This window comes from Actinomadura litoris, from assembly GCF_009733595.1.
Lineage (GTDB): Bacteria > Actinomycetota > Actinomycetes > Streptosporangiales > Streptosporangiaceae > Spirillospora > Spirillospora litoris.
Window position 1 is genome coordinate 22512 of record NZ_WOFH01000016.1, and the last position, 20522, is coordinate 43033.

Annotated in this window: 21 protein-coding genes; 4 read left to right on the forward strand and 17 right to left on the reverse strand. The window is 74.9% G+C overall.

The genetic code is table 11. The features are described 5' to 3' along the window. Positions 1 to 446 precede the first annotated feature (446 nt). Genes GNZ18_RS34855 through GNZ18_RS34865 form a run of 3 tightly spaced genes read left to right on the forward strand, consistent with a single transcriptional unit; the run spans position 447 to position 5249 of the window. Positions 447 to 1466 carry an AAA family ATPase gene (locus GNZ18_RS34855; RefSeq protein ID WP_156221053.1) on the forward strand — a complete coding sequence of 340 codons (1020 nt, stop codon included), beginning with the start codon at positions 447 to 449 and terminating at the stop codon, positions 1464 to 1466. A gap of 4 nt (positions 1467 to 1470) precedes the next feature. Next, complete coding sequence (locus GNZ18_RS34860) at positions 1471 to 2757, forward strand: DUF58 domain-containing protein (protein ID WP_312874908.1); 1287 nt, start codon at positions 1471 to 1473, stop codon at positions 2755 to 2757. Continuing rightward, a complete protein-coding gene (locus tag GNZ18_RS34865) occupies positions 2754 to 5249 on the forward strand; it encodes a transglutaminase TgpA family protein (protein ID WP_246251054.1) in 2496 nt (831 codons plus the stop codon). The genes GNZ18_RS34860 and GNZ18_RS34865 overlap by 4 nt, the downstream gene beginning before the upstream one ends. A gap of 165 nt (positions 5250 to 5414) precedes the next feature. On the opposite strand, the gene GNZ18_RS34870 is transcribed toward GNZ18_RS34865, so the two are convergent. The 8 genes from GNZ18_RS34870 to GNZ18_RS34905 form a co-directional block, all read right to left on the reverse strand. Beyond that, complete coding sequence (locus GNZ18_RS34870) at positions 5415 to 5813, reverse strand: SCO2097 family morphological protein (protein ID WP_214617819.1); 399 nt, start codon at positions 5811 to 5813, stop codon at positions 5415 to 5417. Between the two features lie 147 nt (positions 5814 to 5960). Further along, positions 5961 to 7226 carry a DNA polymerase IV gene (locus tag GNZ18_RS34875; protein ID WP_312874909.1) on the reverse strand — a complete coding sequence of 422 codons (1266 nt, stop codon included), beginning with the start codon at positions 7224 to 7226 and terminating at the stop codon, positions 5961 to 5963. Between the two features lie 91 nt (positions 7227 to 7317). Then, positions 7318 to 8103, reverse strand: a complete 786-nt coding sequence (locus tag GNZ18_RS34880) for a methyltransferase domain-containing protein (protein WP_156220941.1) — start codon at positions 8101 to 8103, stop codon at positions 7318 to 7320. A gap of 102 nt (positions 8104 to 8205) precedes the next feature. Continuing rightward, complete coding sequence (nusB, locus tag GNZ18_RS34885; protein WP_156220942.1) at positions 8206 to 8622, reverse strand: transcription antitermination factor NusB; 417 nt, start codon at positions 8620 to 8622, stop codon at positions 8206 to 8208. Further along, the gene (gene efp / locus GNZ18_RS34890; RefSeq protein WP_214617816.1) at positions 8622 to 9179 is read right to left on the reverse strand and encodes an elongation factor P; all 558 of its coding nucleotides are present in this window, start codon (positions 9177 to 9179) and stop codon (positions 8622 to 8624) included. The genes nusB and efp overlap by 1 nt, the downstream gene beginning before the upstream one ends. A gap of 34 nt (positions 9180 to 9213) precedes the next feature. Beyond that, positions 9214 to 10290 (reverse strand): M24 family metallopeptidase, encoded by a 1077-nt coding sequence (locus tag GNZ18_RS34895; RefSeq protein ID WP_156220943.1) that lies wholly within the window; start codon positions 10288 to 10290, stop codon positions 9214 to 9216. A 60-nt stretch (positions 10291 to 10350) separates the two neighbouring features. Beyond that, entirely contained in the window at positions 10351 to 11397 is a 1047-nt protein-coding gene (locus tag GNZ18_RS34900; RefSeq protein ID WP_156220944.1) for an LLM class F420-dependent oxidoreductase, read from the reverse strand. A 58-nt stretch (positions 11398 to 11455) separates the two neighbouring features. Continuing rightward, positions 11456 to 12121, reverse strand: coding sequence for an enoyl-CoA hydratase/isomerase family protein (locus tag GNZ18_RS34905; protein WP_312874910.1), 666 nt, complete (start codon positions 12119 to 12121; stop codon positions 11456 to 11458). Positions 12122 to 12263: 142 nt separating this feature from the next. Between GNZ18_RS34905 and GNZ18_RS34910 the strand changes: the two genes are divergently transcribed. Further along, a complete protein-coding gene (locus tag GNZ18_RS34910; protein ID WP_156220945.1) occupies positions 12264 to 12839 on the forward strand; it encodes a TetR/AcrR family transcriptional regulator in 576 nt (191 codons plus the stop codon). Here the strand turns inward: GNZ18_RS34910 and aroQ are convergent. From aroQ to GNZ18_RS34950, 9 genes are all read right to left on the reverse strand, one after another. After that, positions 12836 to 13279, reverse strand: a complete 444-nt coding sequence (gene aroQ, locus GNZ18_RS34915; RefSeq protein WP_156220946.1) for a type II 3-dehydroquinate dehydratase — start codon at positions 13277 to 13279, stop codon at positions 12836 to 12838. The genes GNZ18_RS34910 and aroQ overlap by 4 nt on opposite strands. Then, positions 13276 to 14346, reverse strand: coding sequence for a 3-dehydroquinate synthase (gene aroB / locus GNZ18_RS34920; RefSeq protein ID WP_312874911.1), 1071 nt, complete (start codon positions 14344 to 14346; stop codon positions 13276 to 13278). Before aroB ends, aroQ begins: the two co-directional genes overlap by 4 nt. Next, positions 14343 to 14846 carry a shikimate kinase gene (locus GNZ18_RS34925; RefSeq protein ID WP_156220947.1) on the reverse strand — a complete coding sequence of 168 codons (504 nt, stop codon included), beginning with the start codon at positions 14844 to 14846 and terminating at the stop codon, positions 14343 to 14345. Before GNZ18_RS34925 ends, aroB begins: the two co-directional genes overlap by 4 nt. Before the next feature lie 19 nt (positions 14847 to 14865). Further along, on the reverse strand, positions 14866 to 16044 hold the full coding sequence (gene aroC / locus GNZ18_RS34930) for a chorismate synthase (protein WP_156220948.1): 1179 nt from the start codon (positions 16042 to 16044) through the stop codon (positions 14866 to 14868). A gap of 202 nt (positions 16045 to 16246) precedes the next feature. Further along, the gene (locus tag GNZ18_RS43435) at positions 16247 to 16375 is read right to left on the reverse strand and encodes a hypothetical protein (RefSeq protein WP_281378223.1); all 129 of its coding nucleotides are present in this window, start codon (positions 16373 to 16375) and stop codon (positions 16247 to 16249) included. 295 nt (positions 16376 to 16670) lie between these two features. Next, positions 16671 to 17459: a prepilin peptidase gene (locus GNZ18_RS43885; RefSeq protein WP_312874912.1), complete on the reverse strand. Its 789-nt coding sequence runs from the start codon at positions 17457 to 17459 to the stop codon at positions 16671 to 16673. A gap of 11 nt (positions 17460 to 17470) precedes the next feature. Next, complete coding sequence (locus GNZ18_RS34940) at positions 17471 to 18166, reverse strand: SseB family protein (protein WP_312874913.1); 696 nt, start codon at positions 18164 to 18166, stop codon at positions 17471 to 17473. 57 nt (positions 18167 to 18223) lie between these two features. Beyond that, positions 18224 to 19330: a barbiturase gene (bar, locus tag GNZ18_RS34945; RefSeq protein WP_312874914.1), complete on the reverse strand. Its 1107-nt coding sequence runs from the start codon at positions 19328 to 19330 to the stop codon at positions 18224 to 18226. Positions 19331 to 19357: 27 nt separating this feature from the next. Then, positions 19358 to 20521, reverse strand: a complete 1164-nt coding sequence (locus tag GNZ18_RS34950; RefSeq protein WP_214617808.1) for a pyridoxal phosphate-dependent aminotransferase — start codon at positions 20519 to 20521, stop codon at positions 19358 to 19360. Between the last annotated feature and the right edge of the window lies 1 nt (position 20522).

Here is a 20522-nt window from a genome sequence, read left to right on the forward strand (position 1 = left end):
ACGAGATCGAGAAGAAAAGCGCAGGTCAGACCGGGTGGTGTGAGGTGGGGCGCGCACGGGCCCCCTCTGCGTGCCGTGTCAAGCCCCACCTGACGGCAGGACGGATCAGAACGCGCGTGTCACGTTTTCGCGCGGGCGCGCGTCGTGAGGTGAGTCGGGAGATGAACGGTTCCCGAACGGCGGGGTGGAAGAAGGCGCCGGGTCGCCGATTCCAAGATCGTCACCCATGTGGAGCACAATGGGCTCCCGTTTCCCACGAACATCGCGGACGGCGTTGCGACAACGTACTGTCGTTTGGGCGGGCGCACAGCGAGCGCCGCACCGGCTCGCCGGGAGCCCGGCCCCGACCGCGGGGCGGGTCCAGGTCCATGGGCCCTCGGGCGGACCACGCGGCCGGGACGGCTGAGGAGGGTTTGGTGGCAGTAGGCACGCACGGCGAGTCGTTCATGGAGGCGGACCCCCCGGCGCCCCGGCGCCCCTCGCCGAGCGGCGGCGACGGCCGCCCGGGGCCGGGCCGCGGGCTCGACGGGCTCGCGCAGGTCGCCAACAAGATCCGGGACGCGGTCGCGTCGGTGATCGAGGGAAAGCCCGAGGTGGTGCGGCTCGCGCTGACGGTGCTGCTGGCCGAGGGGCACCTGCTGATCGAGGACGTGCCGGGTGTCGGCAAGACGATGCTCGCCAAGGCGCTGGCCCGCTCGGTCGACTGCTCGGTGCGGCGCGTGCAGTTCACGCCCGACCTGCTGCCGAGCGACATCACCGGGGTGAGCGCCTACAACCAGGAGATGCGCGAGTTCGAGTTCAAGCCGGGCCCGGTGTTCGCCAACATCGTGGTCGGCGACGAGATCAACCGCGCGTCCCCGAAGACCCAGTCGGCGCTGCTGGAGTGCATGGAGGAGCGCCAGGTCACGGTCGACGGCACGACCTACGGGCTGGAGCGCCCGTTCATGGTGATCGCCACGCAGAACCCGGTGGAGATGGAGGGCACCTATCCGCTGCCGGAGGCGCAGCGCGACCGGTTCACCGCCCGCATCTCGATGGGATACCCCGACCCGGCGGCCGAGCTGGAGATGCTCGACGCGCACGGCCAGGCGTCCCCGCTGGACCGGCTGTCCCCGGTGGCGAACGCGGGCGACGTCCGCGACCTGATCGAGGTGGTGCGCGCCCAGCACGTCGCGCAGTCGGTCAGGCAGTACGCGATCGAGCTGGTCACCGCGACCCGCGGGCACCCCGAGCTGCGGCTCGGCGCCTCCCCGCGCGCGACCCTGCACCTGGTGCGGGCGGCGCGGGCCTACGCGGCGCTGGACGACCGCGACTACGTCGTCCCCGACGACGTCCAGGACCTCGCCGTGCCGGTCCTCGCGCACCGGCTGCTGCCGACCGCCGAGGCCCAGGTCGAGCGGCGCCGTCCCGAGCAGGTGGTCACCGAGCTGGTGCACCGCCTGCCGGTCCCCTCCCCCAGGAAGTGACGCGGTGAGGCGAGCGCTGGCCGGGCTCACCACCCGGGGGCGGTCCTTCGTGGCCGCCGGCGCGACCGCGATCGTCTGCGCGTTCGTCCTCGGCGAGCGCGACCTGCTGCGCGCCGGCGTCCTCGTGCTGGCGCTGCCGCTGCTGTCGACGCTCGCGGTCTCGCGGACCCGCTACCGGCTGGCGTGCGCGCGGCGGCTGTCGCCGGTGCGGCTGCCGGTGGGCCACGAGGCCCGCGTCGACCTGCGGCTGGAGAACGTGTCGCGGCTGCCGAGCGGGCTGCTGATGGTGGAGGACCAGGTGCCCTACAGCCTCGGCGGGCGGGCCAGGTTCGTGCTGAGCCGGATCGAGCCGCACGGCTCCCGCGAGCTCGGCTACCGGATCCGCTCGGACGTGCGGGGCCGCTACCGGGTGGGGCCGCTGACCGTCCGGCTGGCCGACCCGTTCGGGATGGTGGAGCTGGTGCGCTCGTTCAGCCTGTCGGACCGGCTGACGGTGACGCCCTCGATCGTGCCGCTCCCGGCGGGGCGTCTCGCCGGCGCCTGGACGGGCGGCGGCGACAGCGTCGCGCGGGCGGTGTCGGCGGCGGGCGAGGACGACGTCGCCCCGCGCGAGTACCGGCACGGCGACGACCTGCGCCGGGTGCACTGGCGCTCGACGGCGCGGCACGGCGAGCTGATGGTGCGGCGCGAGGAGCAGCACTGGCAGAGCAGCGGCACGCTGTTCCTCGACACCCGCGCCGCCGCGCACTGGGGCGAGGGCCCGGCGGGCTCGTTCGAGCAGGCGATCTCGGTCGCCGCGTCCATCGGGGTGCACCTCGGCCGCACCGGCATGAGCCTGCGCTACGTCACCGACGGCGGGGAGACGCTGCGCGCGGTCGCCTCGTTCGACGGCGCGTTCGAGGGGCTGCTGCTCGACCGGCTCGCGGTGAGCCAGCGGTCGCGGAACCGGACGCTGACGCTGGGCCTTGCCGAGCTGCGCGGCACGCTCGGCAGCGGCCGGGAGGGCGACGGCCTCGTCGTCGCGGTGTTCGGCGCGCTCCAGGCCGAGGAGGCGCGCGCGGTCGCGGCGGCGCGGCGCGGCACCGCGACCTGCGTCGCGGTGCTGGTCGGCGCGGCCGGCCCGCGCGAGCGGAGCGGGCCGGACGGCCCGGGCCGCGTCTCCGCCGCCGACGCCGCCGGGCTGCTGCGGGCGGGCGGCTGGCGGGTCGTGACGGTGCGGTCGGCGTCCGAGCTGGCCGGTGCCTGGGCCCGGACGGGCCGGGACGAGGACTTCGCGGGGGACGCCTCATGAGGATCCGGATGACGCTCATGGCCGGGCTGGCGACGCTCGCCGGGTCGGCCGCGCTGTACCCGCTGTTCGAGAGCACGAATTGGTTCTGGACCGGGCTCGGCGCGGTCGCCTCGGTCGCGGCCGGGGGCCTTGTGTTCCGGCGGCTGCGGCTGCCCGCGCCGCTCGGCCCGGCGGGCGGCCTCGGCGCGCTGGTGGTCTATCTGACCGTCGTATACGCGCGCGACTACGCGTTCCTGTGGTTCGTCCCGACTCCGGGCTCGGTGCGGCACCTGTCCGACCTGGCCGCCGAGGGGCAGGACGCGGTCGGCCGGTACGCGGCGCCGGTGCCGCTCGTCCCGGGGATCGGGCTGCTGGTCGCGGCGGGCGTCGGCGTCGTCGCCACGCTGGTCGACCTGCTGGCCGTGGGGCTGCGGCGGGCCGCGCCCGCCGGGCTGCCGCTGCTGGCGATGTACAGCGTGCCCGCCGCCGTCCGCGACGACGGCGTCGGCTGGCTGGCGTTCGGCGCGGGCGCGGCCGGGTTCCTGGCGCTGCTGATGGCCGACGCGCGCGAGCACGTCGGCGGCTGGGGGCGGACGGTCGACACCCGCCGCCGCCTCGACGAGGTCCCGATGGCCGGGGCGGGCGCGGCGCGGGAGGAAGGCGCGGCCCGTCCGGACGCGGGCTCGCTCGCGGCCAGCGGGCGGCGGATCGGGGTCGGCGCGGTCGCGGTCGCGGTGCTGCTGCCGATGGCCATCCCCGGCGTCCACCCGCGCCTGTTCGACCTGCACGGCACCGGCGGCACGCAGACGGTGACGACGCCCGACCCGCTCGTCAGCCTGAAGCGCGAGCTGACCCGGATGGACGACTCGGTCGTGCTCACCTACCAGAGCGACGACCCCGCCGGACCCGACTACCTGCGGCTGTACGCCCTGGACCGGTTCGACGGCGACCGCTGGACCTACACGGCGCTCAAGAGCAGCGTCAACGACCGGCTGTCGGGCGGCGACATCCCGGCGCCGCCCGGCCTGCGGATCGCGCCGAGGCGCGAGGTGGTCACGCGGGTGCGGGTCAGGCAGGAGGTCCGGAACATGACGTTCCTGCCCGTGCCCTACGCGCCGGCCCGCGTGTCGATCAAGGGCGACTGGCGGGTGCACCCCGCGTCGCTGATGGTCTACTCGCTGCGCGACTCGGCGAGCGGGCGCACCTACACGGTGCGCAGCGTCCGCGCCCAGCCGACGCCCGCCGACCTGGAGGCCGGGTCCGGCTACCCGTACCCGGCCGAGATCGCCTCCCGGTACCTGGGCGTGCCGAGGAGCGTCCCGCAGGAGGTCAAGAACCTCGCCCGCAAGGTCACCGACGGCGCCGCGAGCGCGCACGAGCGGGCCGTCCGGCTCCAGCACTGGTTCACCCAGGCCGGGCAGTACGTGTACGACCTGTCCGAGCCCGCGCCCCAGCACGGCAGCGACCTGGTCGACTTCCTGCTGCACAGCAAGCGCGGCTACTGCGAGCAGTTCGCCGCCGCGATGGCGCTGCTGGCGCGGATCGTCGGCATCCCGTCGCGGGTGGCGATGGGCTACACGCCGGGCACCGAGACCGGGCAGGGCGAGTGGACGGTCCGCTCCCGCGACGCGCACGCCTGGCCCGAGCTGTACTTCGAGGGGTCGGGCTGGGTGCGGTTCGAGCCGACCCCGTCGGGCTCGGCGGGGCAGGGCACGGCCACCACGCCGGTCTACAGCCAGCCCGCCGCGCCGGGCGCGGGGCAGCGGCCGGAGAGCTCCGCCGGGTCGTCGTCCGGCCCGTCCCCGCGCGAGGAGGAGTCCGAGACGGACGGCGCGGGGCCGCGCCACCGGCAGGACGACGAGGGCCCGCAGAGCGCCCCCCTCCCCCCGGCGGAGGAGGAGAAGCGGTCCTGGGCGGTGCCGTGGCTGGCGGGCGGGGTGCTCGTGCTGGCCCTGCTGGCGGTGCCGATGGTGCTGCGCGTGCTGACCCGGCGGCGGCGGTGGGCGGTGCTGGCGGTGCGGACGGCGCCGTCCGCGGGACCGGCCGGCGACACCGGTCCCGCCGCGGACGACCGGGCGCGGGGGCCGCGGCCGTCCGCCGACCCGGCGGGCGCCGCGCACGCGGCCTGGCGGGAGCTGCGCGCCGACGCGCTCGACCACGGCCTGCACTGGCTGCCGAGCGACACCCCGCGCGCCGCCGCGCGGCGGCTCGGGCAGCTCGTGGACCTGGACGAGGAGGGCGAGCGGGCCCTCGCCCGCATCGCGCGCGCCGAGGAGCTCGCCCGCTACTCGGGGTCGCTGCCGCCGGCGCCGGCGGAGCGGCTGCGCGCCGACGTCCGGACGGTCCGCGAGGCGTTCGCCGCGTCGGTGGGCCGCCGCGCCCGCTGGCGGGCCAGGCTGCTGCCGCCCTCCACGATGGCGGAGGCGCGGGGCACGCTGCGGTCGGCCGGAGGCCGCGCGGCGGAGCTGTCGGAGCGGCTGAACGAGCTGCCCCGCCGCATGCGCCGCCGCTGACGGCGCACCGCCCCGCGTGAGATGAAGGTCACACGAAAGGGCCAGGGAGACCTGGCCCCTGAAGGGGGTCGTCCTGGCCCATGAGGAAGGCCAGGACGGGGAGTCGAACGCCGTGCGGGCGGTCGCCTGTCGGTCGCCCTGCCGTTCGCCCTGTCAGTCGGCCTGTCAGTCGCCCTCGGTGCGGCGGCGCCAGCGCTCTTCCATGCGCTCCATGAACCCGGCCTTGGCGGGCCGGGCCTGGCGGCCCTGCCTGCCCCGCCTGGCGGGCTCGTTGCCGATGCCCGTCATGCGCTTCCAGCTCGTCAGCGCCCACACGCAGCAGACCACCATGAGCAGGAAGCCGGTCACGCTGATCGCGATCGTGACGGTGCCGGCGTTCATGACCAGGCCCGCCATCAGGGCGCACACGCCCACCACGAAGCCGAGGGCCGCCTTCACGATCCGGCGCTTGTAGTGGACCTGGGGATTCGTCGATCGGACCGCGTGGGCGAATTTCGGATCCTCGGCGTACAACGCCGACTCGATCTGTTCGAGCATGCGCTGCTCGTGCTCAGACAGCGGCACGGCGCCTCCCAACGACAGCCCCGCGGCGGGGTATCCGATGCAGGACGGGAACCTCAACGGTGATATGCCCAGAATACGAGCCTCGACGAGCGGACGAAAGCGAACGGCCAACCGAGGACCCCTTGCCGGCCACCTCACCGACCCCTTTCATCGCCTGTCGTCACCGCCGTCACGCGGGCCCCGCCCGTCCGCGGGCCGGACCAGCGCGGCGGGACGGACGGCGCCGCGGCCGAACCGGTCCGCCACCCGGTCGATCGCGCGTTCGGCCTCGCGCCAGCCGGTTTCCGGCTCGTCGAGGGCCAACTGACGGGGGGCCTCGCCGGCGGGACCAAGGTTCTCGACCCTGACCCCGACCAGACGGAGTCGTACCCGTTCCAGCCCGGCCCCCTCGTACAGCTCGCATGCTGTGATGTAGATCACACGAGCGAGGTCGGTGGGCTCGCGCAGCGTGCGCGCCCGGGTGATCGTCTTGAAGTCCGCCATCCGCAGTTTGACGCTCACCGTCCGTCCGGCGTTCCCCGACGCGCGCAGCCGCGCGCCGACCCGCTCGGCGAGCCGCAGCAGCTCCCGGCGGATCACCTCGGGGTCGTCGATGTCGGTGTCGAAGGTCTCCTCCGCGCCGATGCTCTTGTCGGGGGTGTGCGGCTCGACCCGGCGCGGGTCGCGGCCCCAGGACAGCTCGTGCAGGTGCGCGCCGGACGCGGTGCCCAGCTCCCGCTGGAGCGTCGCGAGCGGCACCTGGGCGAGCTGCCCGACCGTCCGCAGGCCGAGCCGGGTGAGCGTCTGCTCGGTGCGCTCCCCCACGCCCCACAGCGCCGCGACCGGCAGCGGGTGCAGGAAGTCCTCGACGCCGTCCGCGGGGACGACGAGGAGCCCGTCGGGCTTGCAGCGGGTCGAGGCGAGCTTGGCGACGAACTTGGTGCCGGCGACGCCGACCGAGCAGGTGATGCCCTGCTGGGCGTGGACCTGCTCGCGGATCATCCGCGCGATGTGCGCGGGGCGCCCGAGCCGCCGGACGGCGCCCGCCACGTCCAGGAACGCCTCGTCCAGCGAGAGCGGCTCCACCAGCGGCGTGACCGACCGGAAGATCTCGAACACCGCCGCCGACACCCGCGCGTACTTCTCGGGGCTGACCGGCAGCACCACCGCGGCCGGGCACAGCCGCCGCGCCCGCGACATCGGCATCGCCGAGTGCACGCCGAACGTCCGGGCCTCGTAGGAGGCCGCCGACACCACTCCGCGCGCGCCCGCGCCGCCGACGATGACCGGCCGGCCGCGCAGGTCGGGCCGCTCCAGCAGCTCGACGCTGACGTAGAACGCGTCCATGTCGACGTGCAGGATCGCGCAGCCGGTGTCGTCGGCGGGCGGCCCCGGCTGCGGCCCCGGCCGGTGCAGCTGCTGCTTCCGGCTCACCCGGCCGCCTCGCCCGGCGGCTCGGAGGCCGCCTCGCCCGGCGGCTCGGCCATGCGTGAGCTTCGCTGCCGTGTTTCCCGGTTCGCTGCGCTCACGGCGCCGGCTTGTCGGCCACCAGGTGGAGCTGGGTCGCGAGGTCGCGCAGCACCGGGTGGACGGCCGCGACCGACTCCAGCGCCAGCAGCGCCTCGGCCGAGTCGGCGTCGCCGTCCACCAGCCCGGCGGGCACCAGGTCGGCGAAGATCCGCACGCCGTGCAGCTCGGCGACGCGCAGGCCCGCGCCGCGCACCAGGGCCGACAGCGTCTCCCTGGTGAAGCGGCGGGGCATCCGGTCGCCCTCGCCCCAGCGCCCGGACGTGCTGGTCAGCACCCGGCGGGCGTCGTCGAAGTGCCCGGCGACCGCGCGGTGCAGCGCGGCGGCGACCTGGCCCGCCGTCAGCAGGCTCACCGACCCGCCGGGGCGGACGGTACTGGTCAGCGCCGCCATCGCGGCGGCGGGGTCGTCGACGAACTCCAGCACGCTGTGGCACAGCACGAGGTCGGCCGCGCCCGCGCCGAGCAGGTCGGGCAGGTCGACCGCGTCGCCCTGGACGGAGCGGACCGACACCCCCGACTCGGCGGCGCGGCGCTCCAGCGCGGCCAGCGCGTCGGGGCTGGCGTCGACCACGGTGACGCGGTGGCCCAGCTCGGCGAGCGGGACCGCGAACCCGCCGGTGCCGCCGCCCACGTCGACGACGTCGCGGGGGCCGTCCTCGGGGGCGATGCGGTCAAGGACCGTGCGCAGCGCGTCCCACAGGACGGTGCTGCGCGCGCGGCCGCCGCCCCGCGGCCGTTTCTGCTGGCGGCCGTCCACGGCCACTCCTCTGACGTCGCTCATCCCCGCCCACCCTAGCCGCCTCGCCTCCCCCGGCGGACGCGCGGCGGCCACAGCGGCGGCCAGGGCCCTGACAGGACCGCGGTAGGGGGTGACTTCCGGGGGCTACAGCGTCAGGGACGGCTTGAGCTGCTGGAGGCGCGACAGCAGCCCGTTGACGAACCTCGGGGACTCGTCGGTGGACAGCTCGGTGGCGAGCCCGACCGCCTCGCTGACGGCGACGCCGTCGGGGACGTCGTCGACCCACAGCAGCTCGTAGGCGCCCATCCGCAAGATGTTGCGGTCGACGACGGGCATGCGCTCCAGCGTCCAACCGGTGGCGTAGGTGGCGATCAGCTCGTCGATCCGCTCGCCGTTCTCCTGCACGCCCTCGATCAGGCGGACGGCGTGCGGGTACTCGGCCAGCTCGTCCTGGTTGGGGCGGCCCCGCGCCTCCAGCACCGCGGTCGGCCGCTCCTCGCGCAGCTCGGCGGCGAACAGGATGTCGAGTGCGAGCTTGCGCGCCTTGGTGCGAGCGCTCATCAACCGCGGCCGAGGTACTCGCCGGAACGGGTGTCGACCTTGACCTTCTCGCCGGTGGAGATGAACAGCGGCACCTGGATCTGCGCGCCGGTCTCCAGCGTCGCGGGCTTGCTGCCGCCGGTCGAGCGGTCGCCCTGCAGGCCCGGCTCGGTCTCGGTGATCTCCAGCACGACGGCCGCGGGCAGCTCGACGTACAGCGGGTTCTCCTCGTTGAAGGCGATGACCGCGTTCTGCTCGGGGAGCAGGTAGTTCGCGGCGGTGCCGACGGTGCCCACCGGGATGCGCGGCTGGTCGTAGGTCTCGGTGTCCATGAACACGAAGTCCTCGCCCTCGCGGTAGAGGTACTGCATCTCCCGCTTGTCGACGCTCGCCACCTCGACCTTGGTGCCGGCGTTGAAGGTGCGGTCGACGACCTTGCCCGACAGCACGTTCTTGAGCTTGGTGCGGACGAACGCGCCGCCCTTGCCGGGCTTGACGTGCTGGAACTCCTGGACGGTCCACAGCTGGCCGTCGATGTTCAGCGTCATGCCGTTCTTCAGGTCGTTCGTCGTCGCCACTGCGTCATTCTCCCGGTCGCGGTCCCGCGCGCTCTTACAGAACGAGCAGGTCCCTGGTCGTCGTGGTGAGGAGTTCCGGGCCGCCGTCGCGGACGACCAGCGTGTCCTCGACACGGACACCGCCCCGGCCCGCCAGGTAGACCCCCGGCTCCGCGGTGATCGGAACCCGGTCAACCAGCCTACCGGTCCTGTCGTACCCGAGGAGCGGCGCCTCGTGGATCTCCAGGCCGACGCCGTGGCCGAGCCCGTGGGTGAACGCCTCGCCGTGCCCGGCAGCCTTGATGATCTCACGGGCGGCGGCGTCGACCGCCGCGGTCTCGGCGCCCGGCACGGCGGCCTCGACGGCGGCGGCCTGCGCCGCGCGGACGAGGTCGTACACCTCCCGCTGCCACGCGGCGGGCTCGCCGATCGCGACGGTGCGGGTCATGTCGGCGTGGTAGCCGCCGTAGCGGGCCCCGAAGTCGAGGGTGAGCAGGTCGCCGCGCTGCAGCTCGCGCCCGCCCGGGTGGTGGTGCGGGATCGCGCCGTTCGGCCCGGACGCGACGATCGACTCGAACGCGGGGCCCTCGGCGCCGAGGTCGACCATCGCCCGCTCCAGCGCGATCGCGACGGCCCGCTCGGTGACGCCCGCGCGGATCTCGGGCAGGACGGCGTCGAACGCGCGGCAGGTGATCGCGCACGCCTCCCGCAGCAGGCCGATCTCCTCCTCGTCCTTGACGCGGCGCAGCTCCTCGACGAGGCGGCCGAGGGCGGCGAGCTCGATCTCCGCCCGCGCGGTCAGCTCCCCGTGCCGCTCGACGGTGAGGTCGTGCGCCTCGAAGCCGAGGCGGGTGATGCCGCCGCCCGCGGCGAGGGCCGTCAGCGCGGCGGCGGCGCCCCGCTCGACGACGACGCGCAGCTCGGGGCAGACCTGCGCGGCCATCCCGGCGTAGCGGCCGTCGGTGGCGAGCACGGCCGGGCCGTCCGCCGGGACGAGCAGCGCCGCGTTCGAGCTGTCGAGGCCGGTCAGGTAGCGGACGTTGACGAGCCGCGTGACCAGCAGCGCGCCCGCGTCCCTCTCACCGACGCGCGCGGCCAGCCGGCGGCGCCGTTCGATGTGCGTCTCCCCCATGGGTAGGACTCTACGGCCGCGCGCGACCCGCCGGAAGCCCGGCCCGCGCCGCCGCGGTCCTCACAGGTCGTCGGCCATCTCCTTGACCTTCTCGACGAGCGCGAGGCGGCTCTTGTGGTCCCCGGCGACGGGGGTGACGTTGAGCGTGGTGACGCCCGACTCCTTCATCGCGGCGAGCCGCTCGCGGACGTGCCCCTCCGGGCCGATCAGCGACATCTTCTCCAGCAGCTCGTAGGGGACCTTGGCGGCGGCCTCGTCCTTCTTGCCGTCCAGGTAGAGGTCCTGGATCTCCTCGGCCTCCTTCTCCCAGCCGTAGCGGCGGCAGAGGTCGTTGTAGAAGTTCCTCCCCTTGGCGCCCATCCCGCCGATGTACAGCGCGGCCATCGGGCGGCCGAACTCCAGGAACCCCTGGGCGTCCTCGCCGATCGCCAGCGGCGCCTGGCCGACGACGTCCAGCGCGCCGAGCGCCGGGTCCCGCTTGGCCTTCCCCGCCGCGAGCGAGGCGCCCCACACGTCCGCGGCCTTCTCGGGCAGGTAGAAGATCGGCTCCCAGCCGTTGGCGATCTCGGCGGTCAGCTCGACGTTCTTCGGGCCGATCGCGGCGACCAGGACCGGGATGTCGGGCCGCACCGGATGGTTGATGATCTTCAGGGGCTTGCCGAGCCCGGTGCCGCGCTCGGGCGGCAGCGGCATCGTGTAGTGGCGGCCCTCGTGGCGGAGGGTCTCGCGGCGCCACACCGTCCGGCAGATCTCGATGATCTCGCGGGTGCGGCCGAGCGGCGCGGTGTAGGGGACGCCGTGGAAGCCCTCGATGACCTGCGGGCCCGAGGCGCCGATGCCGAGCGTGAACCGCCCGCCGGAGACGTAGTCGAGCCCGGCGGCGGTCTGCGCGAGCGCGGTCGGCGTCCGCGAGTAGATGTTCAGGATGCCCGAGGCGATCTCCACCCGCTCGGTCTTGGCGGCGATGTAGCCGAGCTGGCTGACGGCGTCGAAGCTGTAGGCCTCGGCGACGTACACGATGTCGAGTCCGGCCTTCTCGAAGTCGGCCAGCTCCTCGACGGTCTCCTTGAAACCGCCCGCGTAGTTCAGCGCCATCCCGATGCGCATGCCGGCGTCCCCTCTCGAACCGAACCTGATTCAGCCGACGGTAGCGGGTCGCCGCCGGTCACGAGAACACCGGGCCCCGCAGCGCCTCCAGCGCCTCCGGGTACAGGCCGGAGCGGATCCGCGCGACGACCGTGCCGTCCTTGCCCGCCATGGACGCGGCGAGCCCGGTCGCCGCCGGCAGCACCTCGGCCTCGGCGGCGACGTGCTGGACGGCCCCCGCGTCCCGCGCCTGCTCGGCGGTGTAGCGGCGGCCGGTGAGCATCGCCTCGTGCGCGGTCGCGCCCGGCAGCCGCGCCTGGACCAGCGCGCTCATCCCCGGTGTGAAGCTCATCCCGAGGTCCACCTCGGGCAGGCAGAAGTAGCCGCGCTCCTCGCGCATCACCGCGAAGTCGTGCGCGAGGACGAGCATGGCGCCGCCCGCGAACGCGTGCCCGTTGACGGCGGCGACCGTCGGCGCCGGGAACGCCAGCAGCCGCGCGTAGAGGGCGTGGACGCGGCCCAGGTAGTCCTCGAACCGCTCCGGGTTGGCGCCGAGCCATTCCAGGTCGAGGCCGTTGGAGTAGAACTTCCCGGTTCCCGTGGTGACGAGCGCGCGGGGCCCCTCGTCCTTCTCCACGGTGTCGAGCGCTTCCTCGACGGCGGCGAGGAAGTCGGGCCCGAACCGGTTCTCACCGGCGTCGAACCGCAGGACGTACACGTCTCCGTCGCGCTGGAGGTCGATCACGAAATCTCCTTCGATCCGTTCCAGAGCGAACCTTACTCGCCGGTAACCCCTGAGGGAATCTTGGTCGCCATGCGGGGCGCGCCGAATATGACGGCCGTCATGGAGAATCGCCAAAGCTTATGATGAGGGTCATAATCGGGGGATGGGGACCGACAGCCGGGAGCGCATGGTGCGCAGCGCCGCCCACCTGTTCCGCGAGCGCGGCTACAGCGGGACGGGGTTCCGCGACGTCATCGCGCACAGCGGCGCGCCGCGCGGCTCGATCTACCACCACTTCCCCGAGGGCAAGGCGCAGCTCGCCGAGGAGGCCGTCCGCTACGCCGGGGAGTTCCTCAACGCGGGCATCCTCGCGGCCACCGAGGGCGGCGACGCCGCGTCCGCCGTGGACGCCTTCACCGGCTGGTGGCGGCAGGTGCTCATCCGCAGCGAGTTCCGCGCGGGCTGCCCGGTCGTCGCCGTCACCGTCGAGTCGCACGAGGACGCGCCGCAGCTCGCCGCGGCCGCCGCGCGCGTGTTCGACCGCTGGCAGGACACCCTCGCCACCGGCCTCGGCAACGCCGGCGTCGCCGACGACCGCGCGGCGCGGCTCGCGCGGCTGATCGTCGCCTCCGTCGAGGGCGCCACGATCCTCTGCCGCGCCCACCGCGACGTCGCCCCGCTGGACGACATCGTCAAGGAGCTGAAGGCGATGACGCGGGAGGCGGTCGACTCCGCCTAGCGCTCCCGGGCCAGCAGGTCGGCGACCGCGCGCAGGGCGAGGACGTAGGAGTTCACGCCGAACCCGGCGATGGTGCCGGTGGCGACGCCCGCGACGACCGAGGTGTGGCGGAACTCCTCGCGGGCCGCCGGGTTGGAGATGTGCACCTCGACCAGCGGCGCGGTGAGCTGGGCGAGCGCGTCGCGCAGCCCGTAGGAGTAGTGGGTGAACGCGGCCGGGTTGAGGACGACCGGCAGCCGCCCGTCGGCGGCCTCGTGCACCCAGCCGATCAGCTCCGCCTCGCCGTCGGTCTGGCGGACCTCGGCGTCCAGGCCGAGGCGCTCCCCCTCGGCGCGGCACAGCTCCGCGAGGTCGGCGAGCGTGGTGGTGCCGTAGACGTCGGGCTCCCTGATCCCGAGCCGGCCGAGGTTCGGGCCGTTCAGCACGAGCACGCGGGTCATCGGGCGACCTCCCGGTAGGCGGCGGCGAGCAGCGCCTCGTCGGGCCCTTCGAGGCGGCCGGGCTCGGCGACGCCGTCCAGCACGACGAACCGGAGCGTGGCGCCGCGCGCCTTCTTGTCGATGCTCATCGTGGCGCGCAGGCCGGGCCACGCGGCGCCGTAGGAGACCGGCAGGCCCACCGAGGCCAGCACGGCGCGGTGCCGCTCGACCACCTCGGCGGGCAGGCGCCCCGCGAGGCGCGACAGCTCGGCCGCGTACACCATGCCGATCGCGACGGCGTGGCCGTGCCGGAACCGGTAGTCCTCGGCCTTCTCGATCGCGTGGGCGAGGGTGTGCCCGTAGTTGAGGATCTCGCGGAGCCCGCTCTCCCTCAGGTCGCACGACACGACGTCGGCCTTCACCTGGACGGCGCGCTCGACCAGCTCGCGGGTGGCGGGCCCGGCCGGCGACACGGCCGCCGCCGGGTCGGCCTCGACCAGCTCCAGGATCTTCGGGTCGGCGATGAACCCGGCCTTGATCACCTCGGCGAGGCCGCTGATGTAGTCCTCGTGCGGCATCGTGACCAGCGTGGCGAGGTCGCACAGGACGCCGGCGGGCGGGTGGAACGCGCCGACGAGGTTCTTGCCCTCGGGGATGTTGATGCCGGTCTTGCCGCCGACCGCCGCGTCCACCATGCCGAGCAGCGTGGTCGGGACGAGCACCGCCGGGACCCCCCGCAGCCAGGACGCGGCGGCGAACCCGGCGAGGTCGGTGGTGGCGCCGCCGCCGACGCCGACGACCACGTCGGTGCGGGTCATGCCGAGCGCGGCGAACGCCGACCACAGCCCGGCGAGGACGCCGGCCTCCTTGGCGGCCTCGCCGTCCGGGACGGGCAGCGCGTGGACCTCGTGCCCGGCCCGCTCCAGCGCCCCGCACACCGGCCGCGCGATCTCGGGCAGGCCCTCGGCGTGGACGACCGCGACCGTCCGGGCCCGCTCCCCCACCATCGCGGGCAGCTCGCCGAGCACTCCCGTCCCGATGACGACGTCGTAGGGGGCCGCGCCGCCGACGCGGATGCGGGTGGTCACGGCAGCGCCCGCACGATCTCCTCGACGATGTCGGCGGGCTCGCGCCCGTCGGTGTCGACGTGGAGCGTGCCGAGCCGCTCGTAGACCGGGAGCCGCTCCTCCAGCAGCTTGCGCATCTGGCTGCGCGGGTTCAGCACGAGCAGCGGCCTGGCCGAGGCCAGCCCGACCCGCTTGATCGCCTCCGACAGGCCCACCCGCAGGTAGACGACGGTGTGCCCGGCGAGCAGCTCCTGCGTCTCGGGGGCCAGCACGGCGCCGCCACCGAGCGCGACCACGCCCTCGTGCTCGCCGAGCGCCGCCGCGACGGCCGCGCGCTCCAGCTCGCGGAAGCGCTCCTCGCCGTCCTCGACGAATATGTCGCCGATCGGCTTGCCCGCCGCGGCCTCGGCGTCGGCGTCGGTGTCGCGCAGCGCCACGCCGAGCCGGCCGGCCAGCTCCGCGCCGACCGTGCTCTTGCCGGAGCCGGGGGCCCCGATGAGGACCGCCTTCGGTCGCGTCATGTCCACTCGCCTCCCGGGGTCACTTGACCGTCAGCGCGGAGAGGTAGGCCCGCGCGTTGCGGGCGGTCTCCTCCGCGGAGTCGCCGCCGAACTTCTCCAGCGCCGCGTCCGCGAGGACGAGCGCCACCATCGCCTCGGCGACCACCCCGGCGGCGGGCACGGCGGTGACGTCGCTGCGCTGGTTGATGGCCTTGGCGGGCTCGCCGGTCCGCACGTCGATGGTGTCCAGCCGGCGCGGGACGGTCGAGATCGGCTTCATCGCCGCCCGCACCCGCAGCGGCTCGCCGGTGGTCATGCCGCCCTCGACGCCGCCGGCGCGGTTGGTGCGGCGGCGGACGCCGTCGGGGGTGGCGTCGATCTCGTCGTGCGCCCGCGACCCGGGCCGCCGCGCGGTCGTGAAGCCGTCGCCGACCTCCACGCCCTTGATCGCCTGGATGCCCATGAGGATCCCGGCGAGCCGCGAGTCGAGCCGCCGGTCCCAGTGGACGTGGCTGCCGAGGCCGGGCGGCAGGCCGTAGGCGAGCACCTCCACGACGCCGCCGAGCGTGTCGCCCGCCTTCTTCATCTCGTCGATGTGCTCGACCATCGCCTCGGACGCGGCGGCGTCGAAGCAGCGCACGGGGCTCTCGTCCACCCGCTGGAGATCGCCCGGGCCCGGCAGCACGCCCTCGGGCGCCTCGACCTCGCCCAGCGCGATCACGTGGCTCAGCACGTCCACGCCGAGGGTCTGCCGGAGGAACGCCCTGGCGACGGTCCCGAGCGCGACGCGCGCGGCGGTCTCGCGGGCGCTCGCCCGCTCCAGCACCGGGCGGGCGTCGTCGAAGCCGTACTTCTGCATCCCGACGAGGTCGGCGTGGCCGGGCCTCGGCTGCGACAGCGGCGCGTTGCGCGCCTGCGCGGCGAGGACGTCCGCGTCCACGGGGTCGGCGGCCATCACCGTCTCCCACTTGGGCCACTCGGTGTTGCCGACCTCGATCGCGACCGGACCGCCCTGCGTCGTCCCGTGCCGGACGCCGCCGAGGATCCGCACCTGGTCCTGCTCGAACTTCATCCGGGCGCCCCGCCCGTGCCCGAGCCGCCGGCGGCGCAGATCCTCGGCGATGTCCGCCGAGGTCACGCGCACGCCGGCCGGCAGGCCCTCCACGATCGCGGTGAGGGCCGGGCCATGGGACTCCCCCGCGGTCAACCAGCGCAGCATGCGTCAGATCCTATTGACTCCCCGCCGCGCCCCGTGACGCCGTCCACCATCTGAGAGGGCGGGGGCGGCCGGAGGTCACCAGGATTCGTAGCGGACGAGGTCCTCCAGGGGCTTGCGCATGGGAGGCCGCGGCGCACCATCCGCCGGGCGGCGGGCACGTCCTGGAACTCCATCGTCCTCCTTCGGTTGCCCTGCTCGGGTCTCAGATGACGGGGGCGTCCAGGACCAGCGGGGTGAGGTAGGCGGCGGTGATCCCGTACCGCTCGGCGAGGTCGAGGAAGCCGCCCGGCCGGACGCCCAGCTCCGCGAGGCCCGCCGCGACCCGGTCCACCCGCTCGGCGAGGCCCGCGTAGGTGAGGACGGTGTCGGGAGCCTCCCCCGTCCCCTAGACGTGCCCCACGACGGCCGGACGGTCCGGGGCGGCGCCGGCCCATCGGTCGAGATCGTCCAGGGACGTGCCGTCCCGCCGCCGGTGGTCGTGTGCGTCATGGAGGTCCGTCAACGTCGGCTCCTTCCGTGACGGTGAGTTGATCATGAATGCCGGGCGGCGGCGAGGCAACGGCCAGTGTTGACGAAGTCACCGGCCGCTTCGGATGATCGACCGCGGGCCGGCGGGGGCGGGCGGCTCAGCCGTGGACGAGGACGGCGGCGAGCGTGCCCGCGAGCAGGAACGGGCCGTAGGGGATCTGGGACTTGCGCCCGGCGCGCCGGGTGGCCAGCAGGGCCAGCGACACGACCAGCGCGATCGCGAGCGTGGCGGTGACGCCGAGGACCCAGGCGCGCCAGCCGAGCCAGCCGAGGTGCATGCCGAGGAGCCCGGCGAGCGTGACGTCGCCGAAGCCGAGCGTCCCCTCGGGCAGCAGGAGCCACTGGACGCCGAAGAACGCGCCGAGCGCGGCCATGCCGAGGATCGCGCGGCCGAACCGCGCGCCGCCGTCGTCGGTGAAGGACGCGGCGGCGCCGAGCAGCGTGACGCCCGCCGCGTAGGAGGGCAGCGTGAGCGGTTCGGGGAGCCGCCGCAGCGTGGCGTCGACGACGCCGAGGAACGTTCCGGCGAGGCCGAGCCACAGGAACGCGGGCAGATCGGGGCGGGCGCCGATCCGCCAGGTCAGCGCGGTGAGGACGGCGAGGGCCAGCAGCGCGATCGGGACGGGGCGGCGGCGCAGCGGCGCGGCCCAGGCGGCGTGCAGCGACCACGCGTCCGCCGGGTCCTCGCCGGGGGCCCGCACCGCCGAGGGCTGGGTCGCGGCGGGCGGAACCTCGAAGAATCCGGCTTCGGAGACTCCGGCCTCGGGGGCCTCGGCGTCCGGGACTCCGGCCTCGGGGGCCGGGGCCGCGGAGGGCGGGCCCGCGGGCTCGGGGGCGGGGGTGTCGGGGCCGGCGGGGCCTGGGACGGGGGCGTCGGGAGCGTCCACGACGCCGTACCCTACCGGCGGACGACGCTCAACTCGACGCCTCCGACGATCCTGCCGCGCAGCAGGGCGGCGAGCCGGTCGGAGACGCGCCGCACGGTGAGCCGCTCGTCGTGGCCGGGGACCACCGCGAAGCGGACGGCGAGTTCGGCGCCGGTGCCCTCGGTGACGCGGACGCCGCTGACCGCCTGGTCGGACCCGAACGCGGCCTCCACGGCGGCGAGGACGTCGGGGTCCTCGTGCGGCGGCGGGACGGGGCGCCCCTCGGCGAGCAGGTGCAGCCGCAGCCCGTCGACGGCGAACGGGACGGGGCCCGCGACGTCCACCACCAGCGCGTGGGCGCCCTCGTCGAGCGCGGCCCGGCACGCCTGCCGGGCGTGCACGGCGACGGGCCGTGCGTCGGGGCGCCACGCCAGCATGGTCTCGACGCAGGTGAACCCGAGGACGCCGCGCCGGCCGTCCTCGCCGACGAGGGTGGGCAGCGCCATGTCGCTCGACTTCTCCCGGCGCAGCTCGCCGGGGGCGACCTGCTCCTCCTCGGTGAGGACCGCGACGACGGGGACGAGCAGCCGCGCGCCCTGCAGGCGCCGCAGCACCGCGTGCTCGCCGACGCGGCCGGCGGCGTGGCCGGCGAGCGCCTCGCACAGCCGGGGGTCGGCGCCGCCGTCGTCCCCGGGGAACTGGGGTTCGGGAATGCTCAGTCCGGACACGGCAGGAAGGCTATAGCCTCCGGCGACCGCCGTGGGCGACAACCCGGATACTCTCGGTCATCCGAGGTCGGCGATGGCGGCGACGGTGCCGCCGCCCGAGGGCCCCTGGTGAACGGCGGCGACCGACACGAACACGGCGGGGTCGCCGGTGACCGACGCGACGACGCCGCCGACGCACGCCTTGATCTGGCGGTGCCAGTGCACGTCGGAGTCGTCCAGCATGATGTTGCGGCGGCCCCGGACCGCGCCGCCCGGGTCGGCCTCGCACTTGACGAACACGTTCACGAGCCGGTCGCCGAGGTCGGCGGCGCGGGGCCGGTCGGGCAGCGGCAGGCCGGTGGAGCGGATCGCGTCCCAGACCCCGTCGGCGTCGATCGCGTCCTTCATCACACCGTGCCCGGCGCGGTAGCGGCCGCCGATGCCGCGCACGTTGCCGACGACGACGATCTGGGCGCGGTCCAGCTCGACGCCCGAGGAGCACGAGGCCACCGAGGAGTACAGCGACAGGTCGCGGTGGATCTGCTCGGCGGCGGGCGGCTCCACCTCGCCGAGCGCGACCGCGACGCCGAGCGCGGTGGTCGAGTTGGAGACGTCCATCGACGCCAGGGTGTCGTCGGTGACGACGTCGCGGCCGCGCGAGCGGGCGTCGTTGATGGTGTCGAGGGTGAGCAGCGGCGTCTTGGTCTGGACGTAGTGGACGTCGGCGGGGTCCTCGATGCCCGCGGCCCGCATCGCCGCGCGCACCCCCGCCGCGACGGTCGCGACCATCGCGGGGCGGCCGATGTCCTCGGGCGCGATGACCTCGCTCATCGCGACGCCGACCGACAGGCGCGGCTCGCCGGAGGACGGGACGGACGCGGGGTCGGCGGTGGCGAACACGGTCGCGTGCGGGCTCAGCACCCCGTCGGTGCCGCCCGACCACACCAGCGGGACCCGCGCGACCTCCTCGGCCGACCGCGTGCCCCGGGCGGTCAGCACCTCGCGGAACGCCCGGTCGGCGAGCAGCCGGGTGTGGTCGTTGACGCCGCCGTTGCCCTCGGTCTTGCCGACGACGGCGAGGACCCGGTCGGCCTCCAGCACGCCCCCGTCGATCAGCCGGGCCAGCCCGGAGGCGTCGGTCACGCTCTCGATGGGGACCTTGCGGACCTCGATCGGGTCGGGCACGTCGTCGGCTCCTGTCCTGCGGCGCGGTCAGCGGAGGCGCGAGAGCCGCTCGACCGCCTCGTCGATGACCTCGTCCTTCTTGCAGAACGCGAAGCGGAGGAAGTGCGCCCCCGCCTCGGCGTGGTCGTAGAACACCTGCGTGGGGATCGCGACGACGCCCACCTTCTCGGGCAGCGCGCGGGCCAGCTCCCGGCCGTCGGTGAAGCCGAGCGGCCGGATGTCGGCCTGCACGAAGTAGGTGCCCTGCGGGCTGTAGGCGGTGAACCCGGCGGCCTCCAGCCCGCTGACCAGCCGGTCGCGCTTGCCCTCCAGCGAGGCGCGCAGCTCCGCGACCCACGCCAGCTCCGAGCCCAGCGCGTAGGCGGCGGCCCGCTGCCAGGGCGCGGCGGCGGCGTAGGTGAGGAACTGCTTCACGGTCTGGACGGCGCGGACGTAGCGGGCGGGCGCGGTCACCCAGCCGGTCTTCCAGCCGGTGACCGAGAACGTCTTGCCCGCCGAGGACACCGACACCGTCCGCTCGCGCATGCCGTCGAGGGTGGCGAGCGGGATGTGCTCGGTGCCGTCGAAGGTCAGGTACTCGTACACCTCGTCGGTGACGGCGACGAGGTCGTGCTCGCGGACGACGTCCGCGATCGTCTCCAGCTCCTCGCGGGTGAACACGGTGCCGGCGGGGTTGTGCGGCGAGTTCAGCAGCAGCAGCCGCGTGCGCGGCCCGACCGCCGCGCGCAGCTCGTCGGGGTCGAAGGTGAACCGGCCGCCGGAGGGGCGCAGCAGCACCGGCCTGCGCACGGCCCCGGCCAGCGCGATCACGGCGGCGTAGGAGTCGTAGTAGGGCTCGAAGACGACGACCTCGTCGCCCGGCCCGGCGAGGGCGAGCACCGAGGCGGCGATGCCCTCGGTGGCGCCGACGGTGACGAACACCTCCGTCGCCGGGTCGTAGGCCAGCCCGTACCGCTGGAGCCGCTGCGCGGCGACGGCCTCGCGCAGCTCGGGCACCCCGGGGCCGGGCGGGTACTGGACGTCGCCGGCGCGGACGGCCTCGGCCGCCGCGTCGAGCATGGCCGCGGGCCCCGGTGTGTCGGGGAAGCCCTGGCCGAGGTTGATGGAGCCGGTCCGGACGGCCAGCGCGGACATCTCCGCGAAGATCGTCTCGCCGAATCCCTGCATGCGCGGTACGAGAGCCTCAGCCACG

What these genes read in the sequence shown, in the direction of transcription:
- GNZ18_RS34855 (WP_156221053.1), top strand. Translation starts at nt 447, where the DNA reads ATGGAGGCGGACCCCCCGGCGCCCCGGCGCCCCTCGCCGAGCGGCGGC.
- GNZ18_RS34865 (WP_246251054.1), top strand. Translation starts at nt 2,754, where the DNA reads ATGAGGATCCGGATGACGCTCATGGCCGGGCTGGCGACGCTCGCCGGG.
- GNZ18_RS34880 (WP_156220941.1), bottom strand. Translation starts at nt 8,103, where the DNA reads ATGAGCGACGTCAGAGGAGTGGCCGTGGACGGCCGCCAGCAGAAACGG.
- nusB (WP_156220942.1), bottom strand. Translation starts at nt 8,622, where the DNA reads ATGAGCGCTCGCACCAAGGCGCGCAAGCTCGCACTCGACATCCTGTTC.
- GNZ18_RS34895 (WP_156220943.1), bottom strand. Translation starts at nt 10,290, where the DNA reads ATGGGGGAGACGCACATCGAACGGCGCCGCCGGCTGGCCGCGCGCGTC.
- GNZ18_RS34900 (WP_156220944.1), bottom strand. Translation starts at nt 11,397, where the DNA reads ATGCGCATCGGGATGGCGCTGAACTACGCGGGCGGTTTCAAGGAGACC.
- GNZ18_RS34910 (WP_156220945.1), top strand. Translation starts at nt 12,264, where the DNA reads ATGGGGACCGACAGCCGGGAGCGCATGGTGCGCAGCGCCGCCCACCTG.
- aroQ (WP_156220946.1), bottom strand. Translation starts at nt 13,279, where the DNA reads ATGACCCGCGTGCTCGTGCTGAACGGCCCGAACCTCGGCCGGCTCGGG.
- GNZ18_RS34925 (WP_156220947.1), bottom strand. Translation starts at nt 14,846, where the DNA reads ATGACGCGACCGAAGGCGGTCCTCATCGGGGCCCCCGGCTCCGGCAAG.
- aroC (WP_156220948.1), bottom strand. Translation starts at nt 16,044, where the DNA reads ATGCTGCGCTGGTTGACCGCGGGGGAGTCCCATGGCCCGGCCCTCACC.